Annotated in this window: 27 protein-coding genes and 1 pseudogene; 25 read left to right on the forward strand and 3 right to left on the reverse strand. The window is 68.9% G+C overall.

Annotation, left to right across the window (positions count from 1 at the left end; all coding sequences use genetic code 11):
• Positions 1-18 precede the first annotated feature (18 nt).
• From ACIRPX_RS15915 to ftsH, 3 genes are all read left to right on the forward strand, one after another.
• Entirely contained in the window at positions 19-2,466 is a 2,448-nt protein-coding gene (locus tag ACIRPX_RS15915) for a [protein-PII] uridylyltransferase (protein WP_404193968.1), read from the forward strand.
• 161 nt (positions 2,467-2,627) lie between these two features.
• Entirely contained in the window at positions 2,628-4,178 is a 1,551-nt protein-coding gene (ffh, locus tag ACIRPX_RS15920) for a signal recognition particle protein (RefSeq protein WP_404193971.1), read from the forward strand.
• Positions 4,179-4,252: 74 nt separating this feature from the next.
• A complete protein-coding gene (gene ftsH / locus ACIRPX_RS15925) occupies positions 4,253-6,190 on the forward strand; it encodes an ATP-dependent zinc metalloprotease FtsH (RefSeq protein WP_404193974.1) in 1,938 nt (645 codons plus the stop codon).
• A gap of 4 nt (positions 6,191-6,194) precedes the next feature.
• Here the strand turns inward: ftsH and ACIRPX_RS15930 are convergent, their stop codons facing one another.
• A complete protein-coding gene (locus ACIRPX_RS15930) occupies positions 6,195-7,061 on the reverse strand; it encodes an SAM-dependent methyltransferase (RefSeq protein ID WP_404193976.1) in 867 nt (288 codons plus the stop codon).
• Positions 7,062-7,557: 496 nt separating this feature from the next.
• On the opposite strand from ACIRPX_RS15930, the gene ACIRPX_RS15935 reads away from it, so the two are divergent.
• The 18 genes and pseudogenes from ACIRPX_RS15935 (at position 7,558) to ACIRPX_RS16020 (ending at position 19,640) form a co-directional block, all read left to right on the forward strand.
• On the forward strand, positions 7,558-8,154 hold the full coding sequence (locus ACIRPX_RS15935) for a hypothetical protein (protein ID WP_384263272.1): 597 nt from the start codon (positions 7,558-7,560) through the stop codon (positions 8,152-8,154).
• A gap of 305 nt (positions 8,155-8,459) precedes the next feature.
• Positions 8,460-8,879 carry a 30S ribosomal protein S16 gene (gene rpsP / locus ACIRPX_RS15940; RefSeq protein WP_404193979.1) on the forward strand — a complete coding sequence of 140 codons (420 nt, stop codon included), beginning with the start codon at positions 8,460-8,462 and terminating at the stop codon, positions 8,877-8,879.
• 2 nt (positions 8,880-8,881) lie between these two features.
• Positions 8,882-9,121 (forward strand): RNA-binding protein, encoded by a 240-nt coding sequence (locus tag ACIRPX_RS15945; protein WP_404193982.1) that lies wholly within the window; start codon positions 8,882-8,884, stop codon positions 9,119-9,121.
• Between the two features lie 82 nt (positions 9,122-9,203).
• Positions 9,204-9,746: a ribosome maturation factor RimM gene (rimM, locus tag ACIRPX_RS15950; RefSeq protein WP_404193985.1), complete on the forward strand. Its 543-nt coding sequence runs from the start codon at positions 9,204-9,206 to the stop codon at positions 9,744-9,746.
• Positions 9,747-9,749: 3 nt separating this feature from the next.
• Positions 9,750-10,583 (forward strand): tRNA (guanosine(37)-N1)-methyltransferase TrmD, encoded by an 834-nt coding sequence (gene trmD, locus ACIRPX_RS15955; RefSeq protein ID WP_404193988.1) that lies wholly within the window; start codon positions 9,750-9,752, stop codon positions 10,581-10,583.
• 132 nt (positions 10,584-10,715) lie between these two features.
• Positions 10,716-11,066 carry a 50S ribosomal protein L19 gene (rplS, locus tag ACIRPX_RS15960; RefSeq protein ID WP_016432403.1) on the forward strand — a complete coding sequence of 117 codons (351 nt, stop codon included), beginning with the start codon at positions 10,716-10,718 and terminating at the stop codon, positions 11,064-11,066.
• Positions 11,067-11,111: 45 nt separating this feature from the next.
• Positions 11,112-11,828, forward strand: a complete 717-nt coding sequence (gene lepB / locus ACIRPX_RS15965; protein WP_404193991.1) for a signal peptidase I — start codon at positions 11,112-11,114, stop codon at positions 11,826-11,828.
• Complete coding sequence (lepB, locus tag ACIRPX_RS15970) at positions 11,821-12,927, forward strand: signal peptidase I (protein ID WP_404193993.1); 1,107 nt, start codon at positions 11,821-11,823, stop codon at positions 12,925-12,927. Before lepB (ACIRPX_RS15965) ends, lepB (ACIRPX_RS15970) begins: the two co-directional genes overlap by 8 nt.
• The gene (gene lepB / locus ACIRPX_RS15975; RefSeq protein ID WP_404193996.1) at positions 12,815-13,822 is read left to right on the forward strand and encodes a signal peptidase I; all 1,008 of its coding nucleotides are present in this window, start codon (positions 12,815-12,817) and stop codon (positions 13,820-13,822) included. The genes lepB (ACIRPX_RS15970) and lepB (ACIRPX_RS15975) overlap by 113 nt, the downstream gene beginning before the upstream one ends.
• A 91-nt stretch (positions 13,823-13,913) precedes the next feature.
• Positions 13,914-14,690: a signal peptidase I gene (gene lepB, locus ACIRPX_RS15980; RefSeq protein ID WP_404193999.1), complete on the forward strand. Its 777-nt coding sequence runs from the start codon at positions 13,914-13,916 to the stop codon at positions 14,688-14,690.
• Positions 14,680-15,204 (forward strand): NUDIX hydrolase, encoded by a 525-nt coding sequence (locus ACIRPX_RS15985; RefSeq protein WP_404194002.1) that lies wholly within the window; start codon positions 14,680-14,682, stop codon positions 15,202-15,204. Before lepB (ACIRPX_RS15980) ends, ACIRPX_RS15985 begins: the two co-directional genes overlap by 11 nt.
• Before the next feature lie 56 nt (positions 15,205-15,260).
• Positions 15,261-15,569: a DUF2469 domain-containing protein gene (locus ACIRPX_RS15990; protein WP_005311352.1), complete on the forward strand. Its 309-nt coding sequence runs from the start codon at positions 15,261-15,263 to the stop codon at positions 15,567-15,569.
• 129 nt (positions 15,570-15,698) lie between these two features.
• Positions 15,699-16,061: a YraN family protein gene (locus ACIRPX_RS15995; RefSeq protein ID WP_404194005.1), complete on the forward strand. Its 363-nt coding sequence runs from the start codon at positions 15,699-15,701 to the stop codon at positions 16,059-16,061.
• Position 16,062: 1 nt separating this feature from the next.
• Positions 16,063-16,314, forward strand: a pseudogene (locus ACIRPX_RS16000) (magnesium chelatase domain-containing protein); the annotation flags it as partial.
• Positions 16,315-16,354: 40 nt separating this feature from the next.
• Complete coding sequence (locus ACIRPX_RS16005) at positions 16,355-17,917, forward strand: recombinase family protein (RefSeq protein WP_404194008.1); 1,563 nt, start codon at positions 16,355-16,357, stop codon at positions 17,915-17,917.
• 240 nt (positions 17,918-18,157) lie between these two features.
• Entirely contained in the window at positions 18,158-18,376 is a 219-nt protein-coding gene (locus tag ACIRPX_RS16010) for a helix-turn-helix domain-containing protein (protein WP_404194262.1), read from the forward strand.
• Positions 18,373-18,570: a hypothetical protein gene (locus tag ACIRPX_RS16015; RefSeq protein ID WP_404194012.1), complete on the forward strand. Its 198-nt coding sequence runs from the start codon at positions 18,373-18,375 to the stop codon at positions 18,568-18,570. The genes ACIRPX_RS16010 and ACIRPX_RS16015 overlap by 4 nt, the downstream gene beginning before the upstream one ends.
• Before the next feature lie 488 nt (positions 18,571-19,058).
• The gene (locus tag ACIRPX_RS16020; RefSeq protein WP_404194015.1) at positions 19,059-19,640 is read left to right on the forward strand and encodes a hypothetical protein; all 582 of its coding nucleotides are present in this window, start codon (positions 19,059-19,061) and stop codon (positions 19,638-19,640) included.
• A gap of 273 nt (positions 19,641-19,913) precedes the next feature.
• Here the strand turns inward: ACIRPX_RS16020 and ACIRPX_RS16025 are convergent, their stop codons facing one another.
• Together ACIRPX_RS16025 and ACIRPX_RS16030 are read right to left on the reverse strand one after the other, a co-directional pair.
• Positions 19,914-20,219 carry a hypothetical protein gene (locus ACIRPX_RS16025; RefSeq protein ID WP_404194017.1) on the reverse strand — a complete coding sequence of 102 codons (306 nt, stop codon included), beginning with the start codon at positions 20,217-20,219 and terminating at the stop codon, positions 19,914-19,916.
• A 177-nt stretch (positions 20,220-20,396) separates the two neighbouring features.
• Positions 20,397-20,570 (reverse strand): hypothetical protein, encoded by a 174-nt coding sequence (locus tag ACIRPX_RS16030; RefSeq protein WP_404194019.1) that lies wholly within the window; start codon positions 20,568-20,570, stop codon positions 20,397-20,399.
• A 411-nt stretch (positions 20,571-20,981) separates the two neighbouring features.
• On the opposite strand from ACIRPX_RS16030, the gene ACIRPX_RS16035 reads away from it, so the two are divergent.
• From ACIRPX_RS16035 to ACIRPX_RS16050, 4 genes are all read left to right on the forward strand, one after another.
• Positions 20,982-21,164 (forward strand): hypothetical protein, encoded by a 183-nt coding sequence (locus ACIRPX_RS16035; RefSeq protein WP_404194022.1) that lies wholly within the window; start codon positions 20,982-20,984, stop codon positions 21,162-21,164.
• A gap of 570 nt (positions 21,165-21,734) precedes the next feature.
• Positions 21,735-22,022 carry a hypothetical protein gene (locus ACIRPX_RS16040; RefSeq protein ID WP_404194024.1) on the forward strand — a complete coding sequence of 96 codons (288 nt, stop codon included), beginning with the start codon at positions 21,735-21,737 and terminating at the stop codon, positions 22,020-22,022.
• A gap of 86 nt (positions 22,023-22,108) precedes the next feature.
• Entirely contained in the window at positions 22,109-23,251 is a 1,143-nt protein-coding gene (locus tag ACIRPX_RS16045) for an AAA family ATPase (protein ID WP_404194265.1), read from the forward strand.
• Positions 23,252-24,084: 833 nt separating this feature from the next.
• Positions 24,085-24,369, forward strand: a complete 285-nt coding sequence (locus tag ACIRPX_RS16050; protein WP_404194026.1) for a hypothetical protein — start codon at positions 24,085-24,087, stop codon at positions 24,367-24,369.
• Positions 24,370-24,396: the final 27 nt, after the last annotated feature.

Consider the following 24,396-nt stretch of genomic DNA (forward strand, 5'->3'; position numbering starts at 1 on the left):
AAGAACAGGAGTCGCCGGGTGTCGAGTACGGACGTGCGCAAGGAAGCAGAGGACTCGGGACCCAGCGGCTATGCGGCGGCCCGGCTGCGTCTCCTCACCGAGGAGGCGCAGTCCGGGCCGCCGCGCCGTACCGCCCTGTCCGCACTGACGGACAAATGGCTGGCCGGGCTCTTCGGAGCCGGCGCCGAGGGGCTGCGCGGGATCTCCCTGGTCGCCGTCGGCGGCTACGGCCGCGGCGAGCTCTCCCCGCGCAGCGATCTGGACCTGCTGCTCCTGCACGACGGCGGCGACAGCAGGGCCGTCGCCGCGCTCGCCGACCGCATCTGGTACCCCGTGTGGGACCTCGGTCTCGCCCTCGACCACTCGGTGCGCACCCCGGGGGAGGCCCGCAGGACGGCCGGGGAGGACCTCAAGGTCCAGCTCGGTCTGCTGGACGCCCGCCACATCGCCGGGGACATGGGCCTGACCGCCGGTCTGCGCACGGCCGTGCTCGCCGACTGGCGCAACCAGGCGCCCAAGCGGCTGCCCGAACTCCAGGAGCTCGGCGCCGAGCGCGCCGAACGGCAGGGCGAGCTGCAGTACCTGCTGGAGCCGGATCTCAAGGAGGCCCGCGGCGGACTGCGCGACGCCACCATCCTGCGCGCCGTCGCCGCCTCCTGGGTGGCCGACGCCCCGCGCGAGGGCCTGGCCGAGGCCCGGCGCCGGCTGCTCGACGTACGCGACGCGCTGCATCTGGCGACGGGGCGCGCGACCGACCGGCTGGCGCTGCAGGAGCAGGACCAGGTCGCCGCCGAGCTCGGCCTGCTCGACGCCGACACGCTGCTGCGGGAGGTCTACGAGGCGGCGCGGGTCATCTCGTACGCCAGCGACGTCACCTGGCGCGAGGTGGGCCGGGTGCTCAGGTCGCGGGCCGTACGGCCGCGGCTGCGCGCCATGCTCGGCGGCGGGAAGCCGGTCGCCGAGCGCTCGCCGCTCGCCGAGGGCGTGGTCGAGCAGGAGGGCGAGGCCGTGCTCGCCCGTGCCGCCCGCCCCGAGCGCGACCCCGTGCTGCCGCTGCGTGCGGCGGCGGCCGCCGCCCAGTCCGGCCTGCCGCTCTCGCTGCACGCCGTACGGCGCCTGGCGGCGACCGTGAAGCCGCTGCCCGCGCCCTGGCCCGCCGAGGCCCGCGAACAGCTCGTGACCCTGCTCGGTTCGGGCCGCCCGACGGTCGAGGTGTGGGAGGCGCTGGAGGCGGAGGGGCTGATCACCCGGCTCCTTCCGGACTGGGAGCGGGTGCGCTGCAGGCCGCAGCGCAACGCCGTGCACGTGTGGACCGTCGACCGGCACCTGATCGAGACGGCCGTACGCGCCTCCGAGTTCACCCGCCGCGTCCACCGCCCGGACCTGCTGCTGATCGCCGCCCTGCTGCACGACATCGGCAAGGGCTGGCCCGGCGACCACTCGGTGGCCGGCGAGATCATCGCCAAGGACGTGGCCGCGCGCATCGGCTTCGACCGCGAGGACGTGGCCGTGGTCGCCACCCTCGTCCGGCACCACCTGCTGCTGATCGACACGGCCACCCGCCGTGACCTGGAGGACCCGGCCACGGTCCGCTCGGTCGCCGAGGCCGTCGGCACGCAGTCCACGCTGGAGCTGCTGCACGCGCTGACCGAGGCGGACGCGCTGGCCACCGGCCCGGCCGCCTGGTCGTCCTGGCGCGGTTCGCTCGTCACGGAGCTGGTCAAGCGGGTGTCCGCGGTGCTGGCCGGCGACGCCCCCGACGAGCCCGAGGCCGCCGCGCCCACCGCCGAGCAGGAACGCCTGGCCATCGAGGCGGTCGCGACCGGCAGCCCGGTGCTGTCCCTGCGGGCGCAGACCGAGCCACCGGCGGAGGAGCAGCCGTCCGGGGACCCGGAGCCGCTCGGTGTCGAACTCCTCATCGCCGTGCCGGACCAGCCGGGCGTGCTGCCCGCCGTCTCCGGCGTGCTCGCCGTGCACCGGCTGACCGTCCGCACCGCGGAGCTGCGCGCCCTGGAGCTGCCGGCCGGCGTCGAGGGCGCGGTCCTGCTGCTGAACTGGCGCGTCGCCGCCGAGTACGGCTCCCTGCCGCAGGCCGCCCGGCTGCGCGCCGACCTGGTCCGCGCCCTGGACGGCTCCCTGGACGTCGCGGGCCGCCTCGCCGAACGCGACGCCGCCTACCCGCGCCGCCGGGGCGTCGTGGCCCCGCCGCCCCGGGTGACCGTCGCCCCGGCCGCCTCCCGCCTGGCCACGGTGATCGAGGTACGCGCCCAGGACGCCCCCGGCCTGCTGTTCCGCATCGGCAGTGCCCTGGAGGACGCGCAGGTACGGGTCCGCAGCGCGCACGTCTCCACCCTGGGCGCGAACGCGGTCGACGCCTTCTACGTCACCGGCCCCGAGGGCGCGCCCCTGCCGCGCGAGGAGGCGGCGTCGGTGGCCCGCAAGCTGGAGGAGATGCTGCGCGGGTGAGGCGCGGCCCGGACGCGGGACGGGCCCGGCCGCTGCCGGAACCCTCCCCGAGACCCCCCGAGCCGCCCCAGCCGTGACGTGGGATCCCGGCGTCGTACCGACCCGGGATACCCTGGAGGGCGATTCGTCAGCTGCCACCGACCCCGAGGACCGCGAGCGCCGTGTTCGATACTCTTTCCGATCGCCTCTCAGCGACTTTCAAGAACCTGCGCGGCAAGGGACGGCTCTCCGAGGCGGACATCGACGCCACCGCGCGTGAGATCCGTATCGCGCTGCTCGAGGCCGACGTGGCGCTGCCCGTCGTCCGGTCGTTCATCAAGAACGTCAAGGAGCGCGCCCTCGGCGCGGAGGTCTCCCGGGCGCTGAACCCGGCGCAGCAGGTCCTGAAGATCGTCAACGACGAGCTCGTCACGATCCTCGGCGGCGAGACCCGGCGCCTGCGCTTCGCCAAGCAGCCGCCGACCGTGATCATGCTGGCGGGTCTGCAGGGTGCCGGTAAGACCACCCTCGCGGGCAAGCTCGGCCGCTGGCTGAAGGAGCAGGGACACTCGCCGCTGCTGGTCGCCGCCGACCTCCAGCGCCCGAACGCCGTCAATCAGCTGAGCGTCGTCGCCGAGCGCGCCGGCGTCGCGGTCTACGCCCCCGAGCCGGGCAACGGCGTGGGCGACCCGGTCAAGGTCGCCAAGGACTCCATCGACTTCGCGAAGTCCAAGGTCCACGACATCGTGGTCGTGGACACCGCCGGCCGCCTCGGCATCGACCAGGAGATGATGCAGCAGGCCGCGGACATCCGCGACGCCGTCTCCCCGGACGAGATCCTGTTCGTCGTCGACGCGATGATCGGCCAGGACGCGGTCACCACCGCCGAGGCATTCCGCGACGGCGTCGGCTTCGACGGCGTGGTGCTCTCCAAGCTCGACGGTGACGCCCGAGGTGGTGCCGCCCTGTCGATCCGCCAGGTCACCGGCAAGCCCATCATGTTCGCCTCGAACGGCGAGAAGCTCGAGGACTTCGACGCCTTCCACCCGGACCGGATGGCCTCCCGCATCCTCGACATGGGTGACCTGCTCACCCTGATCGAGCAGGCGGAGAAGACGTTCAGCCAGGAAGAGGCCCAGAAGATGGCCTCCAAGCTGGCGTCGAAGAAGGGCCAGGACTTCACCCTGGACGACTTCCTGGCCCAGATGGAGCAGGTCAGGAAGATGGGCAGCATCAGCAAGCTGCTCGGCATGCTCCCGGGCATGGGCCAGATCAAGGACCAGATCAACAACCTCGACGAGCGCGACGTCGACCGCACGGCCGCGATCATCAAGTCGATGACCCCGGCCGAGCGCCAGGAGCCGACGATCATCAACGGCTCGCGCCGCGCCCGTATCGCCAAGGGTTCCGGCGTCGAGGTCAGCGCCGTGAAGAACCTCGTCGAGCGGTTCTTCGAGGCCCGCAAGATGATGTCCCGCATGGCCCAGGGCGGCGGCATGCCGGGGATGCCCGGGATGCCGGGCATGGGCGGCGGCCCCGGCCGCACCAAGAAGCAGCCGAAGAAGGCCAAGGGCAAGCAGCGCTCCGGCAACCCGATGAAGCGCAAGCAGCAGGAGCAGGAGGAGGCCGCACGCCGGGCCGCCGCCGCTGAGGGCGGCGCCTTCGGGGTGCCGGGCCAGCAGGCTCCGCAGGACTTCGAGCTGCCGGACGAGTTCAAGAAGTTCATGGGCTGAGGCCTCGGGAGGCCCGGCGGCCGGGGTCGCCCGCCGCGTGTGCCAGGGGTTGGTCGTTGTCGTAACGTCCGGATATGACCGACCCCGCCCCGCCGCGCTCGTCGCCGGACCAGCCCTGGCGCACCGAGGGCACGCCCGACGAGACGCCGAAGCCGCCGCCGGGCGGGCGCAGGATGCGCGGCGGCTGGTGGAGCCTGATCCTCACCGCGCTGGTCGTGTACCTGATCGCCAATCTGGTCCTGTCGTTCTTCAACGAGGGCGACGAGCCGACGATCTCGTACACCGAGTTCAGCAAGCAGGTCGACGCGGGCAACGTCAAGAAGATCTACGCCAAGGGCGACGCGATCCAGGGCCAGCTCAAGAAGGGCCAGGACAATCCCGAGGGCGAGGGCACGTACACCAAGTTCAACACCCAGCGCCCGTCCTTCGCGGACGACCAGCTGTGGGAGGAGCTGACCAACCACGACGTGACCGTCACGGCCGAGCCGGTCGTCCAGCACCGCGGTTTTCTGGCCAATCTGCTGATCTCGCTGGCGCCGATGCTGCTCCTGATCGCGGTGTGGGTCCTCATCGCGCGGCGGATGAGCGCGGGTCTCGGCGGCGCGGGCGGGATGCTCGGCCGCAAGGCACCGCCCAGGCCGGTCGAGCTGGAGCCGGGGCAGCAGCGCACCACCTTCGCGGACGTGGCCGGCATCGACGAGGTCGAGGGCGAACTCAACGACGTCGTGGACTTCCTGGAGACCCCGGACGCCTACCGCAGGATGGGCGCCAAGATGCCGCGCGGCGTGCTGCTCACCGGCCCGCCCGGCACCGGCAAGACCCTGCTCGCGCGCGCCGTCGCCGGCGAGGCGGGCGTGCCCTTCTTCTCGGCCTCCGCCTCCGAGTTCATCGAGATGATCGTCGGCGTCGGCGCCTCACGCGTGCGTGAGCTGTTCGCGCAGGCCCGCAAGGTGGCTCCGTCGATCATCTTCATCGACGAGATCGACACCATCGGCCGGGCCCGCGGCGGTGGTGCGGGCGTGGGCGGCCACGACGAGCGCGAGCAGACGCTGAACCAGATCCTGACCGAGATGGACGGCTTCTCGGGCTCCGAGGGTGTCGTCGTCATCGCCGCCACCAACCGCGCCGACGTCCTGGACCCGGCCCTGACCCGTCCCGGCCGCTTCGACCGCGTCGTCCAGGTCTTGCCCCCGGACCGCGGCGGCCGCGAGGCGATCCTGGAGATCCACACCCGCGAGATCCCGCTCGCCCAGGGCGTGGACCTCGCCCGGATCGCCCGTACGACCCCGGGCATGACCGGCGCGGAACTCGCCAACCTCGCCAACGAGGCGGCCCTGCTCGCCGTCAGGCGCCGACAGGAGCGGGTGACGCAGAGCGACCTCTCGGAGGCCCTGGAAAAGGTCCAGCTGGGCGCCGAACGGCCCCTGGTGATGCCCGAGGAGGAGCGCCGGCGCACCGCGTACCACGAGAGCGGCCACGCCCTGCTCGGCATGCTCCAGCCCGGCGCCGACCCCGTCCGCAAGATCACCATCGTCCCGCGCGGCCGCGCCCTGGGCGTCACGCTGTCGACACCGGAGTCCGACAGGTACGCGTACACCGAGGAGTACCTGCGCGGCCGCATCATCGGCGCCCTCGGCGGCATGGCGGCGGAACAGGTCGTCCACGGCGTCGTCACGACCGGCGCCGAGAACGACCTGGAGCAGGTCACCGCCATCGCGCGCGGGATGGTCGCCCGGTGGGGGATGAGCGAGCGCGTCGGCCGGCTGTCCGCCCTGCCCGCGGACGCCCAGCAGGCGTACGGTCTCGCCGCCGCCCCGCAGACCCTCGACGTGATCGAGGGCGAGATGCGCCGCATCGTCGACGAGTGCTACGACGAGGCGTGCCGCAAGCTGGGCGAGCACCGCTTCCGGCTCGACGCGCTGGCGCACGCGCTGCTGGAGAACGAGACCCTGGAGGAGGCGGACGCCTACCGCATCGCCGGTGTCGCGCGCCTGACGAAGGACGGGGCGTGAGGTCTCAGGGGATCCGCGCGATCAGGTAGCGGAAGACGTTCGGCATCCACACGGTCCCGTCCTGCCGCAGATACGGATGCAGTGCCTCCGCCAGCTCCTTGTCCACCTGCGCCTGGTCCGTGGCGCGGACCGCCGCGTCGAACAGGCCCGTCGACAGCAGCCCCCGTACCGCGCTCTCGGTGTCGGCGTACCCGAAGGGGCACGCGACCCGTCCCGAGCCGTCGGGCTTCAGCCCCGCCCGCTGGGCCACCAGCTCCAGGTCGTCGCGAAGGGCGGGGCGCCAGCTGCCCGCGCCGCGCAGCGGATCCGCCAGCTTGGCGGCCACCCGCAGCACGGACGACGTGGCGCAGCGTTCCGGCGGACCCCAGCCGGCGAGCACCACGGGCGCCCCGCGCTCGGCGAGCGGCGTCGCTGCCTGCAACAGCCCGCCGAGTCCCTCCGAGTCGCCCGCCAGACACCCGATGGGCTCGAAGGCGGTCACCAGGGTGTACGCGGGCGTCTCCGCGCCGCTCGCGCCCCCTATGTCCGCGGGTGAACCGTCGACGAGCCGGGTGTCCGCACGCGCGCGTGCGTGCCACGCGTCCGGGAGCAGCCGCTCCCGCGCCAGGGCGAGCCGTTCCGGGCAGGAATGGTCGATGCCGGTCACCGCGGCCCCTCTGGACGCCGCCATGACGAGGGCGAGCCCACTGCCGCAGCCGAGCCCCAGCAGCCGGGTGCCGGAGCCCACTTCCAGTCGCTCGTAGACGGCCTCGTAGAGCGGGACCAGCATCCGCTCCTGGATCTCGGACCAGTCACGCGCGCGTGCACACCGGTCCACAGGGGGTGTCTCACCCGCGTGGGAGAAGTGCCGCCGCACGAGCGTAGGTGTCATGTAAAGCGCCCCAATCCGCCGAGAGTTGCCGCTGTGCCCGTTTCCGTGGCCCCCGTGACGTGCGCTCGCACTCCCCCCGTATGCCAGGTAACTCCGCACTCGACCGCGCGTCCAGTGCTATCCGGGCCCAGCTTGAGGGTTCGCTGCGGGAGTGGCGAGATTTCACATCCCGGCAACCTGGGCCACTACGATCGCCGGGTCCCGGTAACGTCGCGGGACCCGACGGCGCTTAATGAGGTAGCGCCTTCCGCCCCGAGAGCGGCCGAAACGCCTCTTGCGTATCCACGGATCACGGCCGCACCGGCGTGTGGACATCGTCTACGCGCCGGGTCGTAGCCCCGACTACGTACCGGCTTGGTATGAGCTGTGAGGTTTCTCCGCAGATCAGCGCACCCGCCCTCGTCGCGACGCATCAGCGGCAACTGACGGGTACGTGCAAATTATTTGGGATGGCCCGGAATAGGAACACAGCGGCACCCCCGCTCGTTGTCATTACGTGAGCACGACACAGACACCACCTGTTCTGGCCGCAGAGCTGGCACAGGCGTGGGCCGACATTCAGCGGTACCACCCCGAGCTGCCCGATCTGGCCGCGCCCGAGTCCCTGATCGGAGAGTCCTCGTCCGCCTGCGGTCACGAGCTCTCCTTCGAGCGACTGCTCCATGAGGCAGTCCATGGCATCGCCGCCGCGCGCGGCGTGCGCGACACGTCCCGTGCCGGCCGCTACCACAACCGGAGATTCCTCGCCATCGCCGAGGAGCTGGGCCTGGACCACCCCGAGGAACCGCACCCCAGCAGCGGCTTCTCGCTGGTCACGCTCAACCCCGAGGCCAAGCGCCGCTACCGCCCGACGATCGAGCGGCTGCAGCGCGCCCTGAAGGCCCACACGGCGGCCACCTCCGCCGACACCCCGAAGAGCTTCCGGGGCCCGGCCGCCCGGCACGGCTCGTCCGGTGGCGGCGTCCGGGTGAAGGCGGTCTGCGACTGCGGGCGCAACGTCCGCGTGGTCCCCTCCGTCCTGGCCCAGGCCCCGATCGTGTGCGGTGGCTGCGGGAAGCCGTTCCGCATCCCGGAGGTGGTGGGGGCCGCCTGACGGCGACCGTCGGTACCGGCATCTCGTGGCTGCCGGTGCGGCCGGCGGGTCCCGGGGTGCCGCCGCCGTGCACGCGGCGGCGGTGTCCCGGGGCGCGGGACGCGTCTCAGCCATGCCCGGATTCCTGTGCGGCCCCTCGGCCCGAAGCGGCCCCCAGGGTGTGGCACAATGGCTAGCTGTACTCGACAGCCGCACAGGACCCCTCTCTCCTCCGGCTGACGCGTCCATCGGGCACTCGGGTACCGCAACCCCACGCGGCCGTCTCGCCGTGCCCAACCACGTCAAAACCAGGAGAGTCCACTCCCGTGGCAGTCAAGATCAAGCTGAAGCGTCTGGGCAAGATCCGTTCGCCTCACTACCGCATCGTCGTCGCCGACTCCCGCACCCGCCGTGACGGCCGTGCGATCGAGGAGATCGGTCTGTACCACCCGGTGCAGAACCCCTCGCGCATCGAGGTCAACGCGGACCGCGTGGCGTACTGGCTCTCCGTCGGCGCCCAGCCGACCGAGCCCGTGCTCGCCATCCTGAAGAAGACCGGCGACTGGCAGAAGTTCAAGGGCGAGCCCGCCCCGGCGCCGCTGCTGCAGCCGGCCGAGAAGGCCGCGCGCCCGTCGTTCGAGGCCCTTGGCGGCGGCGACGAGGGCAAGGGTGAGGCGATCACCCAGAAGAAGAAGGCTGAGAAGAAGGACGAGGCCGCCGCCGAGTCCGCGTCGACCGAGGCCTGAGCATGCTCGAGGAGGCTCTCGAGCACCTCGTGAAGGGCATCGTCGACAACCCTGACGATGTGCGGGTCGCCTCGCGCAACCTGCGCCGCGGGCGTGTGCTCGAGGTCCGGGTCCACCCCGACGACCTCGGCAAGGTGATCGGCCGCAACGGCCGCACCGCACGCGCTCTGCGCACCGTCGTGGGCGCCATCGGCGGCCGCGGTGTCCGCGTCGACCTCGTCGACGTCGACCACGTCCGCTGACGCCAAACGCACCACCGGCTCGGGCCGGGGAGGGCCTGTGGGCCGTCCCCGGCCCGAGCCGTACGACAGGAGATCAGGACACGTGCAGCTGGTAGTCGCACGGATCGGCCGCGCCCATGGCATCAAGGGCGAGGTCACCGTCGAGGTACGCACCGACGAGCCGGAGCTCAGGCTCGCGCCCGGAGCCGTGCTCACCACCGATCCCGCCGCCGCGGGACCCCTCACCATCGAGACCGGCCGCGTCCACAGCGGTCGCCTCCTCCTGCGCTTCGCGGGCGTCAAGGACCGCACCGGCGCCGAAGCCCTCCGCAACATCCTCCTGATCGCCGAGGTCGACCCGCAGGAGGTGCCCGAGGAGGAGGACGAGTACTACGACCACCAGCTGATGGACCTCGACGTGGTCACCGCCGACGGCGTCGAGGTCGGCCGGATCACCGAGATCTCGCACCTGCCGTCCCAGGACCTCTTCATCATCGAGCGGCCCGACGGGAGCGAGGTGATGATCCCCTTCGTCGAGGAGATCGTCACCGAGATCGACCTCCGGGAGCAGCGGGCGGTCATCACCCCGCCCCCGGGCCTGATCGACGACCGGGCGGAGACCGTCCCGACGCGGGAAGAGTCGTAGGACATGCGCCTGGACGTCGTCACGATCTTCCCCGAGTACCTGGAACCGCTGAACGTCTCCCTCGTCGGCAAGGCACGCGCGCGTGGGCAGCTCGACGTCCGGGTGCACGACCTGCGCGCGTGGACGTACGACCGCCACAACACCGTCGACGACACCCCGTACGGCGGCGGCCCCGGCATGGTCATGAAGACCGGTCCCTGGGGCGAGGCGCTCGACCGCGTCCTCGCCGACGGCTACGAGACCGGCTCCCACGCACCCGCCCTGATCGTCCCCACGCCCAGCGGCCGCCCCTTCACCCAGGAGCTCGCCGTGGAGCTCTCCGAGCGCCCCTGGCTGATCTTCACACCGGCGCGCTACGAGGGCATCGACCGCCGCGTGATCGACGAGTACGCCGGCCGCATGCCCGTGTACGAGGTGTCGATCGGCGACTACGTCCTCGCGGGCGGCGAGGCGGCCGTCCTGGTCGTCACGGAGGCCGTGGCCCGCCTGCTGCCCGGCGTCCTCGGCAACGCCGAGTCCCACCGCGACGACTCCTTCGCGCCCGGCGCCATGGCCGGCCTCCTGGAAGGCCCCGTCTACACCAAGCCGCCCGAGTGGCGCGGCCGCGGCATCCCCGACGTGCTGCTCAGCGGGCATCACGGCAAGATCGCCCGCTGGCGCCGCGACGAGGCCCTGAGGCGCACGACCGCCAACCGGCCCGACCTCATCGAGCGCTGCGACCCCGGGGCCTTCGACAAGAAGGACCGCGAGATGCTCTCCATCCTGGGCTGGGCCCCGGATCCGGAGGGAGAGCCGCACGGCCGATTTTGGCGCAGGGCGCAGGGCGTGGAAGAATAGGCCGCTGCTGTGCGCCGTCCGGCGTGCGCCCCTGCCACAGGGGGACACGACGCCCGCCCCGACGACGGCAGCATCCTTCAGAAACCTAGTTGCCGTTGATGACCTGTGGCATCAGCGAAGAAAGCAGACGAAATGTCTCACCTGCTCGACTCCGTCGACGCCGCGTCGCTGCGCAGCGACGTCCCGGCCTTCCGCCCCGGCGACACCGTCAACGTCCACGTCCGCGTCATCGAGGGCAACCGCTCCCGTGTGCAGCAGTTCAAGGGCGTGGTGATCCGCCGCCAGGGTGCCGGCGTGCGCGAGACCTTCACGGTCCGCAAGGTCTCCTTCTCCGTCGGCGTCGAGCGCACCTTCCCGGTGCACACCCCGATCGTGGAGAAGATCGAGCTCGTCACCCGTGGTGACGTGCGTCGCGCCAAGCTGTACTACCTGCGCGAACTGCGCGGCAAGGCGGCGAAGATCAAGGAGAAGCGCGAGAGCTGAGCTCGCGCCGGGGTCCATAGGACAGCCGGATAACATTCCGCCCCGATGGACACCGAAGCACAGCACACGGAGCGCGACCGCTCCTCCCGCCCTTCCCCGTCCGAGGAGACCTCGGACACAGAAGGACCGGAGGGACGGTCGCGTTTCGCGTTGGTGTCGCGGATCGCCGACCGGCTGCCGGGCGGGCGGATCTCCCTGACGCTGCTCGTCTGCCTGGTGTTTTTGCTGGTTCTCAACGCTTTCGTGGTGCAACCGTTCCAGATTCCCAGCGGATCCATGGAGAACGGATTGAGGATCGGGGACCGCGTTCTCGTAAATAAGTTGGCGTACCGTTTCGGTGCCGAGCCGCGGCGCGGCGATGTCGTCGTGTTCGACGGAACGGGGTACTTCGGTAGCGGGGACTACATCAAGCGTGTCGTGGGTGTGGGGGGAGACCGTGTGGTCTGCTGCAACAGGGAGGGGAGGATCGAGGTGAACGGCCGGTCGGTCGACGAGTCGACGTTCCTGTACCCCGGCGACAGTCCGTCCACGGTGCCCTTCAAGGTCGTCGTGCCCGACGGCACCCTCTTCGTCCTCGGCGACCACCGCAGCGACTCCAGCGACTCCCGCGACCACCTGGGCTCACCCGGCGGCGGCATGATCCCGGTCTCCGAGGTCGTCGGACGCGCCGACTGGATCGTCTGGCCCTCCGCCCACTGGACCCGTCTGCACCGTCCCGGCGCCTACGCGCGCGTGCCCGCCGCCGGCGGTGGCCATGGGTAATCGCGGCAAGCCGCGCGGCTCGGGGCCCGGCGACCCCTTCGCCACGGAGAACCTGCTGCCCACCGGATCCCGGCGCACCGGGAAATCGGTGCCGAGCGGCCGTAGCCGCGCCGAGCGGCGCAAGCTCCAGCGCAAGGTCAAACGAAGGCGCAGGCGCAGCGCGGTCAAGGAGATACCCCTCCTCGTCGGCGTCGCCGTCCTCATAGCCCTGGTCCTGAAGACGTTCCTGGTCCAGGCGTTCGTGATTCCGTCCGGTTCGATGGAGCAGACGATCCGGATCGGCGACCGCGTGCTGGTCGACAAGTTCACGCCCTGGTTCGGCTCCGAGCCCAAGCGCGGTGACGTCGTCGTCTTCAGGGACCCCGGCGGCTGGCTCGCGGACGAGCAGACCACGACGACGAAGAACGACCCCGTCGTCGTCAAGCAGGTCAAGGAGGGGCTGACCTTCATCGGTCTGCTGCCCTCCGCCAACGAGAAGGACCTCATCAAGCGGGTCATCGGCGTCGGAGGCGACCACGTCAAGTGCTGCGACGCGCAAGGGCGGATGACCGTCAACGGCGTGCCCCTGACCGAGGGCGACTACCTGTATCCCGGAAACGCCCCCTCCACACAGAAGTTCGACATCACCGTCCCCGAGGGGCGGCTGTGGGTGATGGGGGACCACCGCGCCAACTCCGCGGACTCCCGGGCCCATCAGAACACCGACTACGGCGGCACGGTCTCCGAGGACTCGGTGGTGGGACGGGCGATGGTGATCGCCTGGCCGCTCGGGCACTGGAACGCCTTGAAAGAACCTAAAACTTTCGCCTCTGTTTCCCACTCCGTGTCGGGGACGACCGCGGCCCCGCGGCTGTCGCATAGGGTTGCTTCCGACGATTTCAACGGAACGATCCAGCTCCCGAGCCCTGCGGAACTCCCGCTCGTTATGGGAGTGGTGGGCCTGCACCGTGTATGGGGCAGGCGGCGGCAGAGAGTGAGGAGTTGGCGTGGGGGATGTGGCGGTTGGCGCACGGTCCGGACACGACGGCGAGGAGCACCGCGGTCATTCCGTGGACGCTGCCGTCCCGGCCGCGGACAGCGCCGTGACCTCCGGGAATGACTCCGGGGCGACCGAGGACGGCGGGAAGCCGGGCGGCCGGGACGGGACCGAGAAGGAAGGCTCGGGCGGTACGCCCCCCAGGTCCGGGAAGCAGCGCTCCTTCTGGAAGGAGCTGCCGATCCTGATCGGTATCGCCCTCGTGCTGGCGCTGCTGATCAAGACCTTCCTGGTGCAGGCGTTCTCGATTCCTTCGGACTCGATGCAGAACACCCTCCAGGTGGGCGACCGTGTCCTCGTCGACAAGCTCACCCCCTGGTTCGGCTCCGAGCCGTCGCGTGGCGAGGTCGTCGTCTTCCACGACCCGGACAACTGGCTGGCGGGTGAGCCGGCGCCCACCCCGAACGCGCTGCAGAAGGTCCTCAGCTGGATCGGCCTGATGCCGTCCGCGGAGGAGAAGGACCTGATCAAGCGCGTCGTCGGCGTCGGCGGCGACACCGTCTCCTGCAAGGGCTCCGGCCCGCTGATGGTCAACGGCAAGGCGATGAACGACACGTCCGTCGTCTACGCCGGCAACACCCCGTGCAGCGTCGACGACCAGGGCGGCCAGTTCTCGGTGAAGGTCCCCAAGGGCTACATCTGGGTCATGGGCGACCACCGCCAGAACTCCCGCGACTCGCGCTACAACCAGAGCGACAAGCACAACGGCATGGTCCCGGTGAAGCAGGTCGTCGGCCGCGCCATCGTCATCGCCTGGCCGATCACCCGCTGGAACACCCTGCCGATCCCGGACACCTTCGACCAGCCCGGTCTGGACAAGCAGTCCTCGGCGTCCGCCGCCCTGACGGCCGCGCCGAACGCGCTCGCCCTCGCGGGTGCGGTGCCGGTGGTGCTGTGGCGGCGCAGGCGGACCGCGCCGGTGGACACCCGCCGGGGCGACTCGGTGGAGCAGGTCTGATCGCCTCTTGGTGAAGCCCTGGTGTAGCTGTGCCCAAGGCGGCCGGTGAAGGGCTGACCGGGTCACGTACCCCCGGGTAGGGTGCGGACCCATGGGTGGCGAGAGCACTACGCGTACGGCCCCGCGCAGCGGTGGCACCAGCACAGGCCCGGTGGGCAGCAGGACCGGACAGCGACTGTCCGGACTGGCCGTCGCACTGGGCGTCGTGCTGTTCCTCGGAGGATTCGCCTGGGGAGCCGTGATGTACCGGCCGTACACCGTGCCGACCAGCTCGATGTCGCCGACGATCGGCGTCGGCGACCGGGTGCTGGCACAGCGTGTGGACGGCAGCGAGGTCCGCAGGGGCGACGTCGTCGTCTTCAACGACACCAGCTGGGTGACCGGCTCGGCCGTGGTCAAGCGCGTGGTCGCGGTCGGCGGCGACACGGTCTCCTGCTGCACGGACGGCAAGCTGACCGTCAACGGCAGGCAGATCGACGAGTCGTACCTCAAGGACAACGTCGCCGAGGACAAGAAGATCCCGTCCGTGAAGGTCCCCAAGGGCCGCCTGTTCCTGCTCGGTGACGAGCGCGAGGGCTCCCTGGACTCCTCCGCGCACCTCAGCGACGCGGCGCAGGGCACGGTCGCGGAGTCCGCCGTGACGGCCCGCGTCGACGCCGTCGCCTGGCCCATGAAGGGCATGCTGCAGCGACCCACCGGTTTCGAGACCCTCGGCCCGCTGTCCCGGCCCGGTCCGCTGCGCATCATCCTCACCATGATCGTCGCGGGCGCCGTCCTCGTCTTCGCCGGCGGCGCCTACGGCCCGATCGCCAAGCGGACGGCCGCCCGGCGATCGCGCGCGCGGACGGAGCCCGTGGGTGCCCGCTGACGCCACGGGCGGGTCCGGGGACACGTACACGGGCGGCCTGCGCAAGGTGGCCCGGGTGGTCCTGCTCGACCCCGACGACCGCATCCTCCTGCTCAACGGCCACGAGCCGGACGACCCCGCCGACGAGTGGTGGTTCACGCCGGGCGGCGGGGTGGAGGGCGACGAGAGTCGTGAACAGGCCGCGCTCAGGGAACTCTTCGAGGAGACCGGCATCACCGACGTCGAGCTCGGACCGGTGCTGTGGCGGCGGATGTGCTCGTTCCCGTTCGCGGGCCGCCGCTGGGACCAGGACGAGTGGTACTTCCTGGCCCGTACGACCCAGACGGCGACCGGGGCCACCCGCCTCACCGACCTGGAGCGGCGCAGCGTCGCCGGAGCACGCTGGTGGACCTGTGAGGAACTGGCCCGGGCGCATGAGACGGTGTATCCGACCAGACTCGCCGGGCTGCTGCGCCGGCTGCTCGACGAAGGTCCCCCGGCCGGGCCCGTGACCCTTGACGCGGAAATCGTCTAGGGGCTCACGGGACTGGCGCACAATGGTGGGATCGCACGGCTGAAGGGGAAGCTGCCATGAGCGCCGAGGACCTCGAGAAGTACGAGACCGAGATGGAGCTGAAGCTCTACCGGGAGTACCGCGATGTCGTCGGTCTGTTCAAATACGTGATCGAAACCGAGCGGCGCTTCTACCTGACCAACGACTACGAGATGCAGGTGCACTCGGTCCAGGGCGAGGTCTTCTTCGAGGTGTCCATGGCGGACGCCTGGGTCTGGGACATGTACCGGCCGGCCCGGTTCGTGAAGCAGGTGCGGGTGCTCACGTTCAAGGACGTGAACATCGAGGAGCTCAACAAGAGCGATCTGGAGCTGCCGGGCAGCTGATCCGTTCTTGTTCCGCGCCGGTCCTGTCCCCGTGCGGGTGACGGGTTTTTCCACAACCGGTGAGTAGCCCACCAAGATCCACTTGGCCGGGGCCGATGCGCGACGGTTGGCGCCGGAGGTGGTGCCGACATGAACGCACGCAGTGCACTCGGCAGGTACGGCGAGGATCTGGCCGCGCGGCGGCTGGCGGCAGCCGGGATGACGGTCCTGGCACGCAACTGGCGGGACGGCAGGACCGGCGAGATCGACATCGTCGCCGTGGACGGCGACGTACTCGTCGTCTGCGAGGTGAAGACCCGCAGGGACGGCCGCTTCGAGCACCCGATGGCCGCCGTCACCCCGGAGAAGGCGCGGCGGCTGCGGAACCTCGCCGAGCGCTGGATCCAGACCCATGGGGGAGCGCCACCGGGAGGCGTCCGCGTCGACCTGGTCGGCGTCGTCCTGCCCGGCAAGGGCGCCCCCGTGGTGGAGCACGCGCGAGGGGTGGCCTGACATGGGATTCGCGCGTACGTGCTCGGTGGCCCTGGTGGGCGTCGAAGGCGTGGTCGTCGAGGTCCAGGCCGACCTGGAGCCGGGCGTGGCCGCCTTCACGCTGGTGGGGCTGCCGGACAAGAGCCTGACGGAGAGCCGGGACCGGGTGCGGGCGGCGGTGGTCAACTCGGGCGGCGAGTGGCCGCAGAAGAAGCTCACGGTGGGCCTCAGCCCGGCCTCCGTCCCCAAGGCGGGATCGGGCTTCGACCTGTCAAGTAGTGGACTAAGACTCTCTTAAAACGTAAAATTTGAATATGCAGAATGAGGGACAAAGCGGCATACGTCGCCGTGCTGTGATCTACTGCCGGATCTCCGACGACAGGGAAGGGCGGCGTGAAGGAGTCGACCGGCAGGAGAAGGCATGCCGCCAGCGTGCCGCCCGACTCGGTTGGAACGTCGTCGAAGTCCTCATCGACAACGACATCTCGGCCTACTCAGGAAAGCGGCGGCCGCAGTACGAGCGGATGCTCGACATGCTTCGTTCCGGTGAGGCAGACGCCGTTCTCGCTCTCACCTCCCGCCGGCTTCAACGCAACTGGCGGGACGCCTTCGACTTCCTCGACCTCGTTGAGCAAAAAGGCATCGCCGTCGAGCTGGTCAAGTCCGGCACCGTCAACCTATCCACCGCCGACGGTCGCCGTGAGGCCCGCCGCAAGGCAGTAGACGACCAGCACGAGTCCGAGGAGATCGGCGAGCGGGTCCGTGACGCTAAGGCGGAGGCCGCCACCCAGGGCATCTACAGGGGCGGCCCGCGCCCCTTTGGGTACGAAGCCGACGGCATCACCGTTCGCGAGGGCGAGGCGCGGTGGATTCGCTACGCCACCAAGGCGATCATCGATGGTGAGTCCTTGCGGTCGATCTGCCGCACCCTGGCGCGTGAAGGCGTCCGCACGGTGCCGCGCCGCAAGCGCCTGTCGGACGGCACCCGCACCGATCCCATTGCGCGTGACTGGAAGGGCGAGGAACTGCGGAAGATGCTGCTGCGAGCCCGGAACGCAGGACTTCTTGAGGTGTCCGTAAAGGACAAGGACGGCAAGAAGCGTTACGAGATAGCTGGCCCGGCCGTGTGGCCGCCAGTCTTGGACGGTGACCGGGCTAAGGCCGAGGAGATGTGGCGCGCATGCAAGGCGGTTCTGGAGAATCCGGCCCGCCGCACGACGACTGGCAACGGCCGTGTATGGCTCCTCAGCGGCCTCGCACGGTGCTGGTGCGGCTCCACGGTCCGAGGCTCCACAACGGGCGTAGGAGGCGTAAAGAAGGTCCGGGACGGCGGCAAGACGTACCGTCCCGCGTACCGGTGCTACGCGGTGCCCACCCATGTCATTCGCGACGCCCACCAACTCGACCAGCACATTGAGGACTTGGCGCGGGCACGGCTCGCCCGACCAGACGCTGCAGAGCTGCACCTGAAACAGGTCCTTGAGGCAGAACCTCGCGAGGACCTGGCGAGCCAAGGCCAGATGCTGCGGATCAAACTGGACAGCATCGCCGCTGACTACACCCAGGACCTCATCACCCGGGAGCAGATGCTGGAGATGACAGCGGGTACCCGAGAGAGGCTGAACGCGGTCACTGCAAAGATGGCCGGCCGGGCTTCCACGTCTGTAATCGCGGCTCTGCCGCTGGGCGACCCTGAGGCGATTGCGGAGATGTGGCAGACGCTGCATCTGGATCGGCGGAGGCAGGTAGTGGATGCCTTGATGACCATTGTGATTGGGAAGGCGCGGAAGGGGAGGCCACCGGGTTTCCGGCCGGGTATCGACAAGTCGTATTTCGACCCGGAGTCGATTGCGATTGATTGGAAGCCACCGACGTGACGACAATGCTATGCCTTCTAGCGGTGCCGATCGGAGATTGCGAGTCGGGACGCTAGGCGGTATTCCCTCTGTAAAGGGCTCACGGAGCTGGGCGGGGTGTCGGCCATCGATAGCCGTCCAGGAGTTTGGGTCTCCATCGCAAGGGGTATCGGGTTATCCGGGCCTTTTGGGGGAATGGAATTAGATTCCAAATTTGCGTAGAATTTAGACATGGCGAATAGTGTTGACGACCCACCCTTAATGTCTACCCGAAATGTTCCTCTGCGCGCCTTGCGAAGGAATCGGGGTTGGACCCTCGGTCAGGCCGCTTCCCTGGCACGCATGGATGCGTCTCACTTGTCGAAGGTGGAACGCGGAGTAGCGGGGGTGAGCGTTGACACGCTCGCCCGGCTGGCTGCCATCTATGACCTCACGGATCTCGGGATGCGGCTGAAGCCGTTCGTGCAGGAGGCCGAGTGAGCGCCCCGCAGTCGCCGTCGTATGAGGACATCAGGATTCGCCGGGCAGAAGAGGCGGGTGACATTGCTGCGGCTGACTACTGGCGACGGATCAAGGCTGAGGTCGACAAGGCCCCACCGCTGGGCCCGCGGCAGAAGACCCTGCTGCGTTCGCTGCTGTCGCAGCCGGGGAGCGTGGAACGCAGCGCTGCCTGACCACGGGGCGTCCGTTGTGATCTCTTTTCCGCTTGGCCGCAGGTGGGGCCATACCGGAAGTTCGACGTGGACCGGTACGGCACGAGAAGCGTTAGTCCTGACGACGTGGCAGCTGGCGACAAGCGTCTAGTTGGATGACGGCGGCGTAGTGCCCATCGTTTGAGCCTCCGCAACGCAGTCGAACACCTCCGACGTGACGCCCATGCCTAGCTCGTCGCCGACACCCCGAGACGCGCGGCGTACGGCTTGGATGGCATCGAGCCTGCGAGCATCCCTAGGTCGTCTGTGAACTGCCGGGCGGTGCTGCCGAGTAGACGCCCTTGCGCCTAGCACGCAGATCGCGGGCGCTGAGAGCGAGTTCTTCCGCCATCCCGGGATGGATAGGTACTCCGTCACCTGGTCTCTCCGCCTGTCGGCTAGGTTGATGTGCACGTTCGGTCAGGGAGGTTCAGGGCAGAGTGGCGTACCCTAATGATCCACTACGTGTAGTGGAGTATTCCGTCGCGTTCGACCAGGGCGTGTTGAGCCGATGTGAATTGCGCATCATTGGCACGAGTGGAAAATTCCGTGCGGCGGAACTGAGAAATATTCGCAACCGTATCGCCCATAGCGCCCCACCCGTTCCGGGTACCAGGACTCCGGTGCCCTCTTCGTCGGCGATGCAGTACTTTGCCGAAGAATGTGAGCGTACTGCCAGAGTGCCCCAACGGGCTGTATGGCAGCTCCTGACGAGTGATGAGGCGGTGGTGCCTGAGTTTGGTTCTCCCCCTCACGCGTGGTTGAGCCTAAACCAGGTGGTCACACAAGCCGTTGGTGCAGCAGCGGCTATTGGATCGGGCGGTGGAATTCCGACGATGTTCCTCGCTTACGGCACCGGTGTAGTCCTTGTGCAGTTCGTCAACCCGGTCGTGGCCGAGGCCGGACGCGCAGTCGCAGACGGTGTGGGGTACAAGATTCGGAAAGCCTTTGGCTTGCGTACTGACTCGGCTGTAGGACCGCAAGGCTCCACGCAGGGGATCGAGGGGCAAGGCGCCGAGTCTCTCGACGCAGACGACGACGAAATAAGTTAGGCCATCGCTGGCTGATCGGGGCGGGTGGCTCGTCAGCCGACGCGGTTTCGGGGAGGCCGCGGTGCACGGTGTCCTTGCCGATGCCGAGGCGGCGCGCTATCTCGCGGTTGCTGAGCTGCTCCTCGTCGGCGAGGCGGCGCACGGTGGCGCGGCGCGTGGCGCGGTCGAGGGTGTCGGTATCGTTTGTGCTGGCCATGGGGGCAACTCCCGTGGTTAGTCGGGCCCGTCCGGTGGTGTCGTCACCGGTTGCGGGCCCGCACGTGTCTGGTGGGGCTACTCGGTGTGCTCTCGCAGTCGCCGGTAGACGTACGAGTCGGTTACGCCGAGCGTGCTGGCGATGCTTTCCACGCTCCATTGGTCTTTGCGGGCCTCCGCCATGAGGGCGGGTAGCGTCTCCTCGACCTGCTTCCACTGGCGGCGGATGTGGCCGGCGGTTTCCATGCGGGAGTAGAGGGAGGCTGCTTGCGTGTCTGTGATCTCGCGTGTGGCCTTGATCTGTTCGGCCAGTTTGATCAGTTCGTCAAGTACGTGATCGGTGACGTGGTCCCGAACGTGCTGGTGAAACGGCTTATCGCTCATGCGGTCCTCTTGGTGGGTGGGCCCGCCCCGGTCGAGGCGGGCTGTAGGGCTACGCGAACAGGGTCGGGGCGGTCGAGGCAGTACGGCTGCTGATCCACTCTGCGCGCCACGTGCTGGTGACCTCGGCCTGTGAGGGGGCGCGCCGGTTGTCGACGGCCTCGACCTGGCCACCGAAGATCAGGGCGCGGTGGCCTCGGCGCTGTCTCGGGCTTCGGCCTTGACGCACGCGCGGCACAGGCGGGCCGGGACACTGAGGCAGCCGAGGGTGTCGCGACCGCAGTGGGTCTCCTGGGCGCCGGGACGGCGATAGCGGCCGGTGCATCCAGCGTTGGCGGCGCGGTACGTGTCCATGAGGGCTGCTCCCTGGTGTGGTGTGCCACGTGTCGTCCGTCATGCGCCACTGTACCGAGTACTGAACTCAGTTCACAATGGTTGTGCTCGCCAACAGCGCTACCACCAGCGCTTCTTGGCGCGACTCTCTTCGTGCCCTAACCTGTTCCGCGGTCTGAGAAAGTCCGGCGGTTGTACGCCGGTACGCCCCCAAAGGGGGCTTGGGCTTGAGTGTCCATTCGCGCAATATCGCGCTGCCCGCGAACTACGACGCAGACAGGCTGAGGTAACTCGACGAAGAACCCCCGTTTCCGCGGGGGTTTGCAGACTGCGGGCTCTGCACAATGACAGGCTTCCGCCTGCCTTCGTTGAGGTTCGTGTAGCACACGAAGTCTCTCGAAAGCGGCGGCTGACACCCCGTCGGGAGGCGGAATGTGGGCCGTGCTGGAGCAAGTAGCGATTGCTGCTCCGCAACTCTTCCTTATCGCGTTGGCGCTGCTCGTGGTCATGATTCTTCTTGCGCTGATCATCAGTCTGAAGAGCAGCAACGCTGCCCAGCGCCCGGAGATCATCCGGGCACTGGCGGAACTCATGGCGTTCTGGAGGCGCCGTTGACGGCGGCCCGTTCCTTGGCGGCTTCGATCGCCACCCACAACCTGACCAGATCGGCGCCCCGCCACGTGCGCCGGCCACCGTCGAGGATGACGGGCCCCCGCACGCCTCCCCGTTCGAGCAGGTCACGGACGGCTCGCCCCCCGGGGCGGGGTGCGCTCGGTGAGTTGCCCTCGGCGTCAGGGGCACGGGGCGTCGAGGCGCACCGTGCGGCCGTCGCGCTGTAGGGCCCGCTCGATGGCGGTACGCGCTACGCGGGCGACGGTGGCGGCCTCGGCGAGCATGCGCGGCGTGAACAGGGCGTCAGGCTCGTCGAAATTTGGGCGGCGACCGCAGATTAGGGCCACTCGTTACGTCAACCGTGCGGTAATTCGAGGACGTGCGACCTGAGCCCTTTCAAGCTGCCGACGGCACTATGCCCCTGGCGGTGCGGCTTATCTGAGCGTAAGGGGCGGGAAAAGGCCTCCCCCTTACTGAAGGTCACGGTTACGTAAGGTCAGCGAATCGGGCCTTTTCCGGCGTTGCCTTGAGCCACACGTGTGCCACAGGATTGATGCGACGAAAGGAAATGCCATGTCTGACCTGAGCGTGACCCGGAATGTTCGCATGTCCAAAACACTGGCCGATGTCCTGGATGAAGCCGCAGCATTCAAGGAGGTGAAACCCTCGGAATATGTCCGCCGTGCTCTTAAGGCCTACCTGGCGCAGACCGCCGTGGAAATCCAGATGGACAACAAGGGGAGGAAGGCGGCACAGCTGAGTAACCCGACTCAGCGGGACATGTTCGTCTCCGACGGGGGCGGAGCAACTGACGCAGATCTCGCGCGCCTATGGGGCGCCACGTACGACCGTAGGGGATAAGAAATCCCCCGGGAAGGGCGGGAATCCTACACCCGGGGGTTTCCTGGCTGCGGACATGCAACGACTCAAGGAAAGGATACGTGGCAATGCCGCGCCTAACAAAGGCACAACTACGGGCCGCAAAAGAGAAGGCGGCACAGATGACACCGGAGGACCTCGAACGCCTCGTGGAGTCGGAGGCGGAGCCTTTACCCGTTCCCCGCAGTTCATGGGAGGCGGTGGACCTGACCGCGATCCTGGACGGTACAGCGGAGCCGATTCTCCCCACTGTCGGGCACCGGACTGACGGCGTCGGCCTGTTCTACCCGGGCCGCACACACTGGGTTGCGGCCGAGTCGGAGTCAGGGAAGACCTGGTTCGCCCTCCACGCCTGTCGGCAGGAGATAGACCGCGGCAACTCCGTGGTCTATGTCGACTTCGAGGATGACGCGGCCGGCGTCGTCGGGCGCCTCCTGGTGCTCGGTGCCAACCCGGCGGATGTGGCGGCCCGGTTCTTGTACGTCCGGCCTGAGCGCAAGCCCACGGACATTGACGCGGCGGCGTTCGTGGAACAACTGCGGCACGCGCGCCCGACGCTGGCCGTGATCGACGGAGTCACGGAGGCAATGAGCGTCTTCGGCTTGGACCCGCTGAAGCTGGACGACATCCCGGCTTTCACCCAGCGGCTGATCCGGCCAATGGTGCAAGCCGGGGCTGCCGTCGTCGCCTTGGACCATGTGGTGAAGGCGTCCGACAACCGGGGCCGGTACGCCATCGGCTCCGCGCACAAGCTGAACGGTCTGAATGGCGCCATGTATGTGCTGGAGGTCAAGACGCCGATCAGCATCGGAATGACCGGGCGCACCCGTGTCCGGATATCAAAGGACCGGCCCGCGCAGCTCCGTAGGCATGCACTGCCGGGCCGGTCCGGCTCCCTCGCGTGGTTCGCCGACTTGGTGGTGGAGTCCCACGACGAACGGCACGCCACGGTGCGCCTTTATCCCCCAGCGGAGCACAAGGAGGAGGACGCGAGGACCGGGAAGCTCCAGGGGCTCCAGGGCGCCGTGTTGAAGGCTCTACAAAACGCTCCCGAGCCTCTGTCTGGCCGCGCGGTGCACGCCGTTGTTGGTGGCAACACAGCGGCTTGCCGCAGTGTCCTGGCCGCTCTGGTGGACGCCGGGATGGTGGAGACGATTCCGGGGCCGAAGCGCTCCACCCTTCACCGTCTGGTCCCGGAAGCCCTGATTTGACTGTGAGTGCGTCCGTAAGTGCGCCCCCCTAAAGGGGGGGCGCACTGGTTGCACAGACGCACTGACTCACGAGTGCGTCCCGGATGCACTGGGACGCACTTCGGATGCACAGACGCGAAGACCGGCGGCGACATGACGGCACGTTAAGACCTGGAAGCGTTCATGGGCCGGTGCCGGATACGCCTTGCAGGGTTACCGGTGGATCTGCGGAAGAGGCTGCAGCCAAGGTTCTGAGGCGGAATGAGCTGAGACGAACTGCGGGGACCGGTCTAGCAACAGCGACGTGCTCCGTGGCCGGCAGGTCGATGCTGCTGGCGGAGGAGGACCGGGTGATTGGACCTCGCAGGCCGTTGTCGGTCGAGCCGCAATGGACGGCAACCACCGGCATCCAAAAGTGACCAAACGTAGAGAGGCGAAGCGATGATTCAGCAGGTAGAGGCCCACTTACCGGGCGTGGGCTGGCGTGAGGTGTTCGAGCTGGAGTACGGGGGAGGCACGGTGCGTGTCGTCCCTGGCCCCAACCTGGCGGGTGTCTGGGTGTACAGGGGGATGCGGCTGGAGAGGTTTGTACCGGCCGATGACCCGGGGTTGGCGGAGGTGTTGCTCCGCTGCGGATTCTTGCTGTAATTCGCGTAGGCGTTATCTAAGGGTGTTCCGGGTCCCCAACTAGATAAAGGCCCTGTAGTAGCGGCCGTAAGCCAGTTTAATGGCTTGCGGCCGCTTTGCCTATTACGAAGGTCTCGTTTCGGCAATGTCGAAATGGGGCTATTTCCCGGGCTTGTTTTGTTTTGCGCTGCGGTACAGAATTGTGGAAACAAGGAAAGGGAATGGCTATGGCACTCGAAAAGAATCGCAACATCCGGATGACGGTGGATCTCTCTAACGCCCTGGACCGGGCCGCCGAGCACAAGGGGATGAACGCCTCACAGGTGGTGCGGCTGGCGCTCCGCTCGTACCTGGTGAGCGTCACCGATGAGCTCAAGTTGAGCAATGCGCGTCGCCCGGCCGTGGAGCTGTCGAATGCCGTCCAGGGTGATGTGGGCACTGTGACCGCGGCTGGCGTCAGTGACGCCGACATCGTGACGGCCTGGGGCCGAACGTACGACCGGTGGGCGTGAAGAAAGCTCCCGGGCGTGTGAGAAGAC

This window comes from Streptomyces sp. NPDC101225, assembly GCF_044767585.1.
Taxonomy (GTDB): Bacteria; Actinomycetota; Actinomycetes; order Streptomycetales; family Streptomycetaceae; genus Streptomyces.

Bases quoted from the DNA above. Each gene is read 5' to 3' on its own strand.
- lepB (WP_404193993.1), top strand. From the start codon at position 11,821: ATGGGTAATCGCGGCAAGCCGCGCGGCTCGGGGCCCGGCGACCCCTTC.
- ACIRPX_RS15990 (WP_005311352.1), top strand. From the start codon at position 15,261: ATGAGCGCCGAGGACCTCGAGAAGTACGAGACCGAGATGGAGCTGAAG.
- ACIRPX_RS15995 (WP_404194005.1), top strand. From the start codon at position 15,699: ATGAACGCACGCAGTGCACTCGGCAGGTACGGCGAGGATCTGGCCGCG.
- ACIRPX_RS16005 (WP_404194008.1), top strand. From the start codon at position 16,355: ATGCAGAATGAGGGACAAAGCGGCATACGTCGCCGTGCTGTGATCTAC.
- ACIRPX_RS16030 (WP_404194019.1), bottom strand. From the start codon at position 20,570: ATGGACACGTACCGCGCCGCCAACGCTGGATGCACCGGCCGCTATCGC.
- trmD (WP_404193988.1), top strand. From the start codon at position 9,750: ATGCGCCTGGACGTCGTCACGATCTTCCCCGAGTACCTGGAACCGCTG.
- ACIRPX_RS16050 (WP_404194026.1), top strand. From the start codon at position 24,085: ATGGCACTCGAAAAGAATCGCAACATCCGGATGACGGTGGATCTCTCT.
- lepB (WP_404193999.1), top strand. From the start codon at position 13,914: ATGGGTGGCGAGAGCACTACGCGTACGGCCCCGCGCAGCGGTGGCACC.
- ACIRPX_RS16035 (WP_404194022.1), top strand. From the start codon at position 20,982: ATGTGGGCCGTGCTGGAGCAAGTAGCGATTGCTGCTCCGCAACTCTTC.
- rplS (WP_016432403.1), top strand. From the start codon at position 10,716: ATGTCTCACCTGCTCGACTCCGTCGACGCCGCGTCGCTGCGCAGCGAC.
- ftsH (WP_404193974.1), top strand. From the start codon at position 4,253: ATGACCGACCCCGCCCCGCCGCGCTCGTCGCCGGACCAGCCCTGGCGC.
- lepB (WP_404193991.1), top strand. From the start codon at position 11,112: ATGGACACCGAAGCACAGCACACGGAGCGCGACCGCTCCTCCCGCCCT.
- ACIRPX_RS16040 (WP_404194024.1), top strand. From the start codon at position 21,735: ATGTCTGACCTGAGCGTGACCCGGAATGTTCGCATGTCCAAAACACTG.
- ACIRPX_RS15945 (WP_404193982.1), top strand. From the start codon at position 8,882: ATGCTCGAGGAGGCTCTCGAGCACCTCGTGAAGGGCATCGTCGACAAC.
- ACIRPX_RS16045 (WP_404194265.1), top strand. From the start codon at position 22,109: ATGCCGCGCCTAACAAAGGCACAACTACGGGCCGCAAAAGAGAAGGCG.
- ACIRPX_RS16010 (WP_404194262.1), top strand. From the start codon at position 18,158: ATGTCTACCCGAAATGTTCCTCTGCGCGCCTTGCGAAGGAATCGGGGT.
- ACIRPX_RS16025 (WP_404194017.1), bottom strand. From the start codon at position 20,219: ATGAGCGATAAGCCGTTTCACCAGCACGTTCGGGACCACGTCACCGAT.
- ACIRPX_RS15930 (WP_404193976.1), bottom strand. From the start codon at position 7,061: ATGACACCTACGCTCGTGCGGCGGCACTTCTCCCACGCGGGTGAGACA.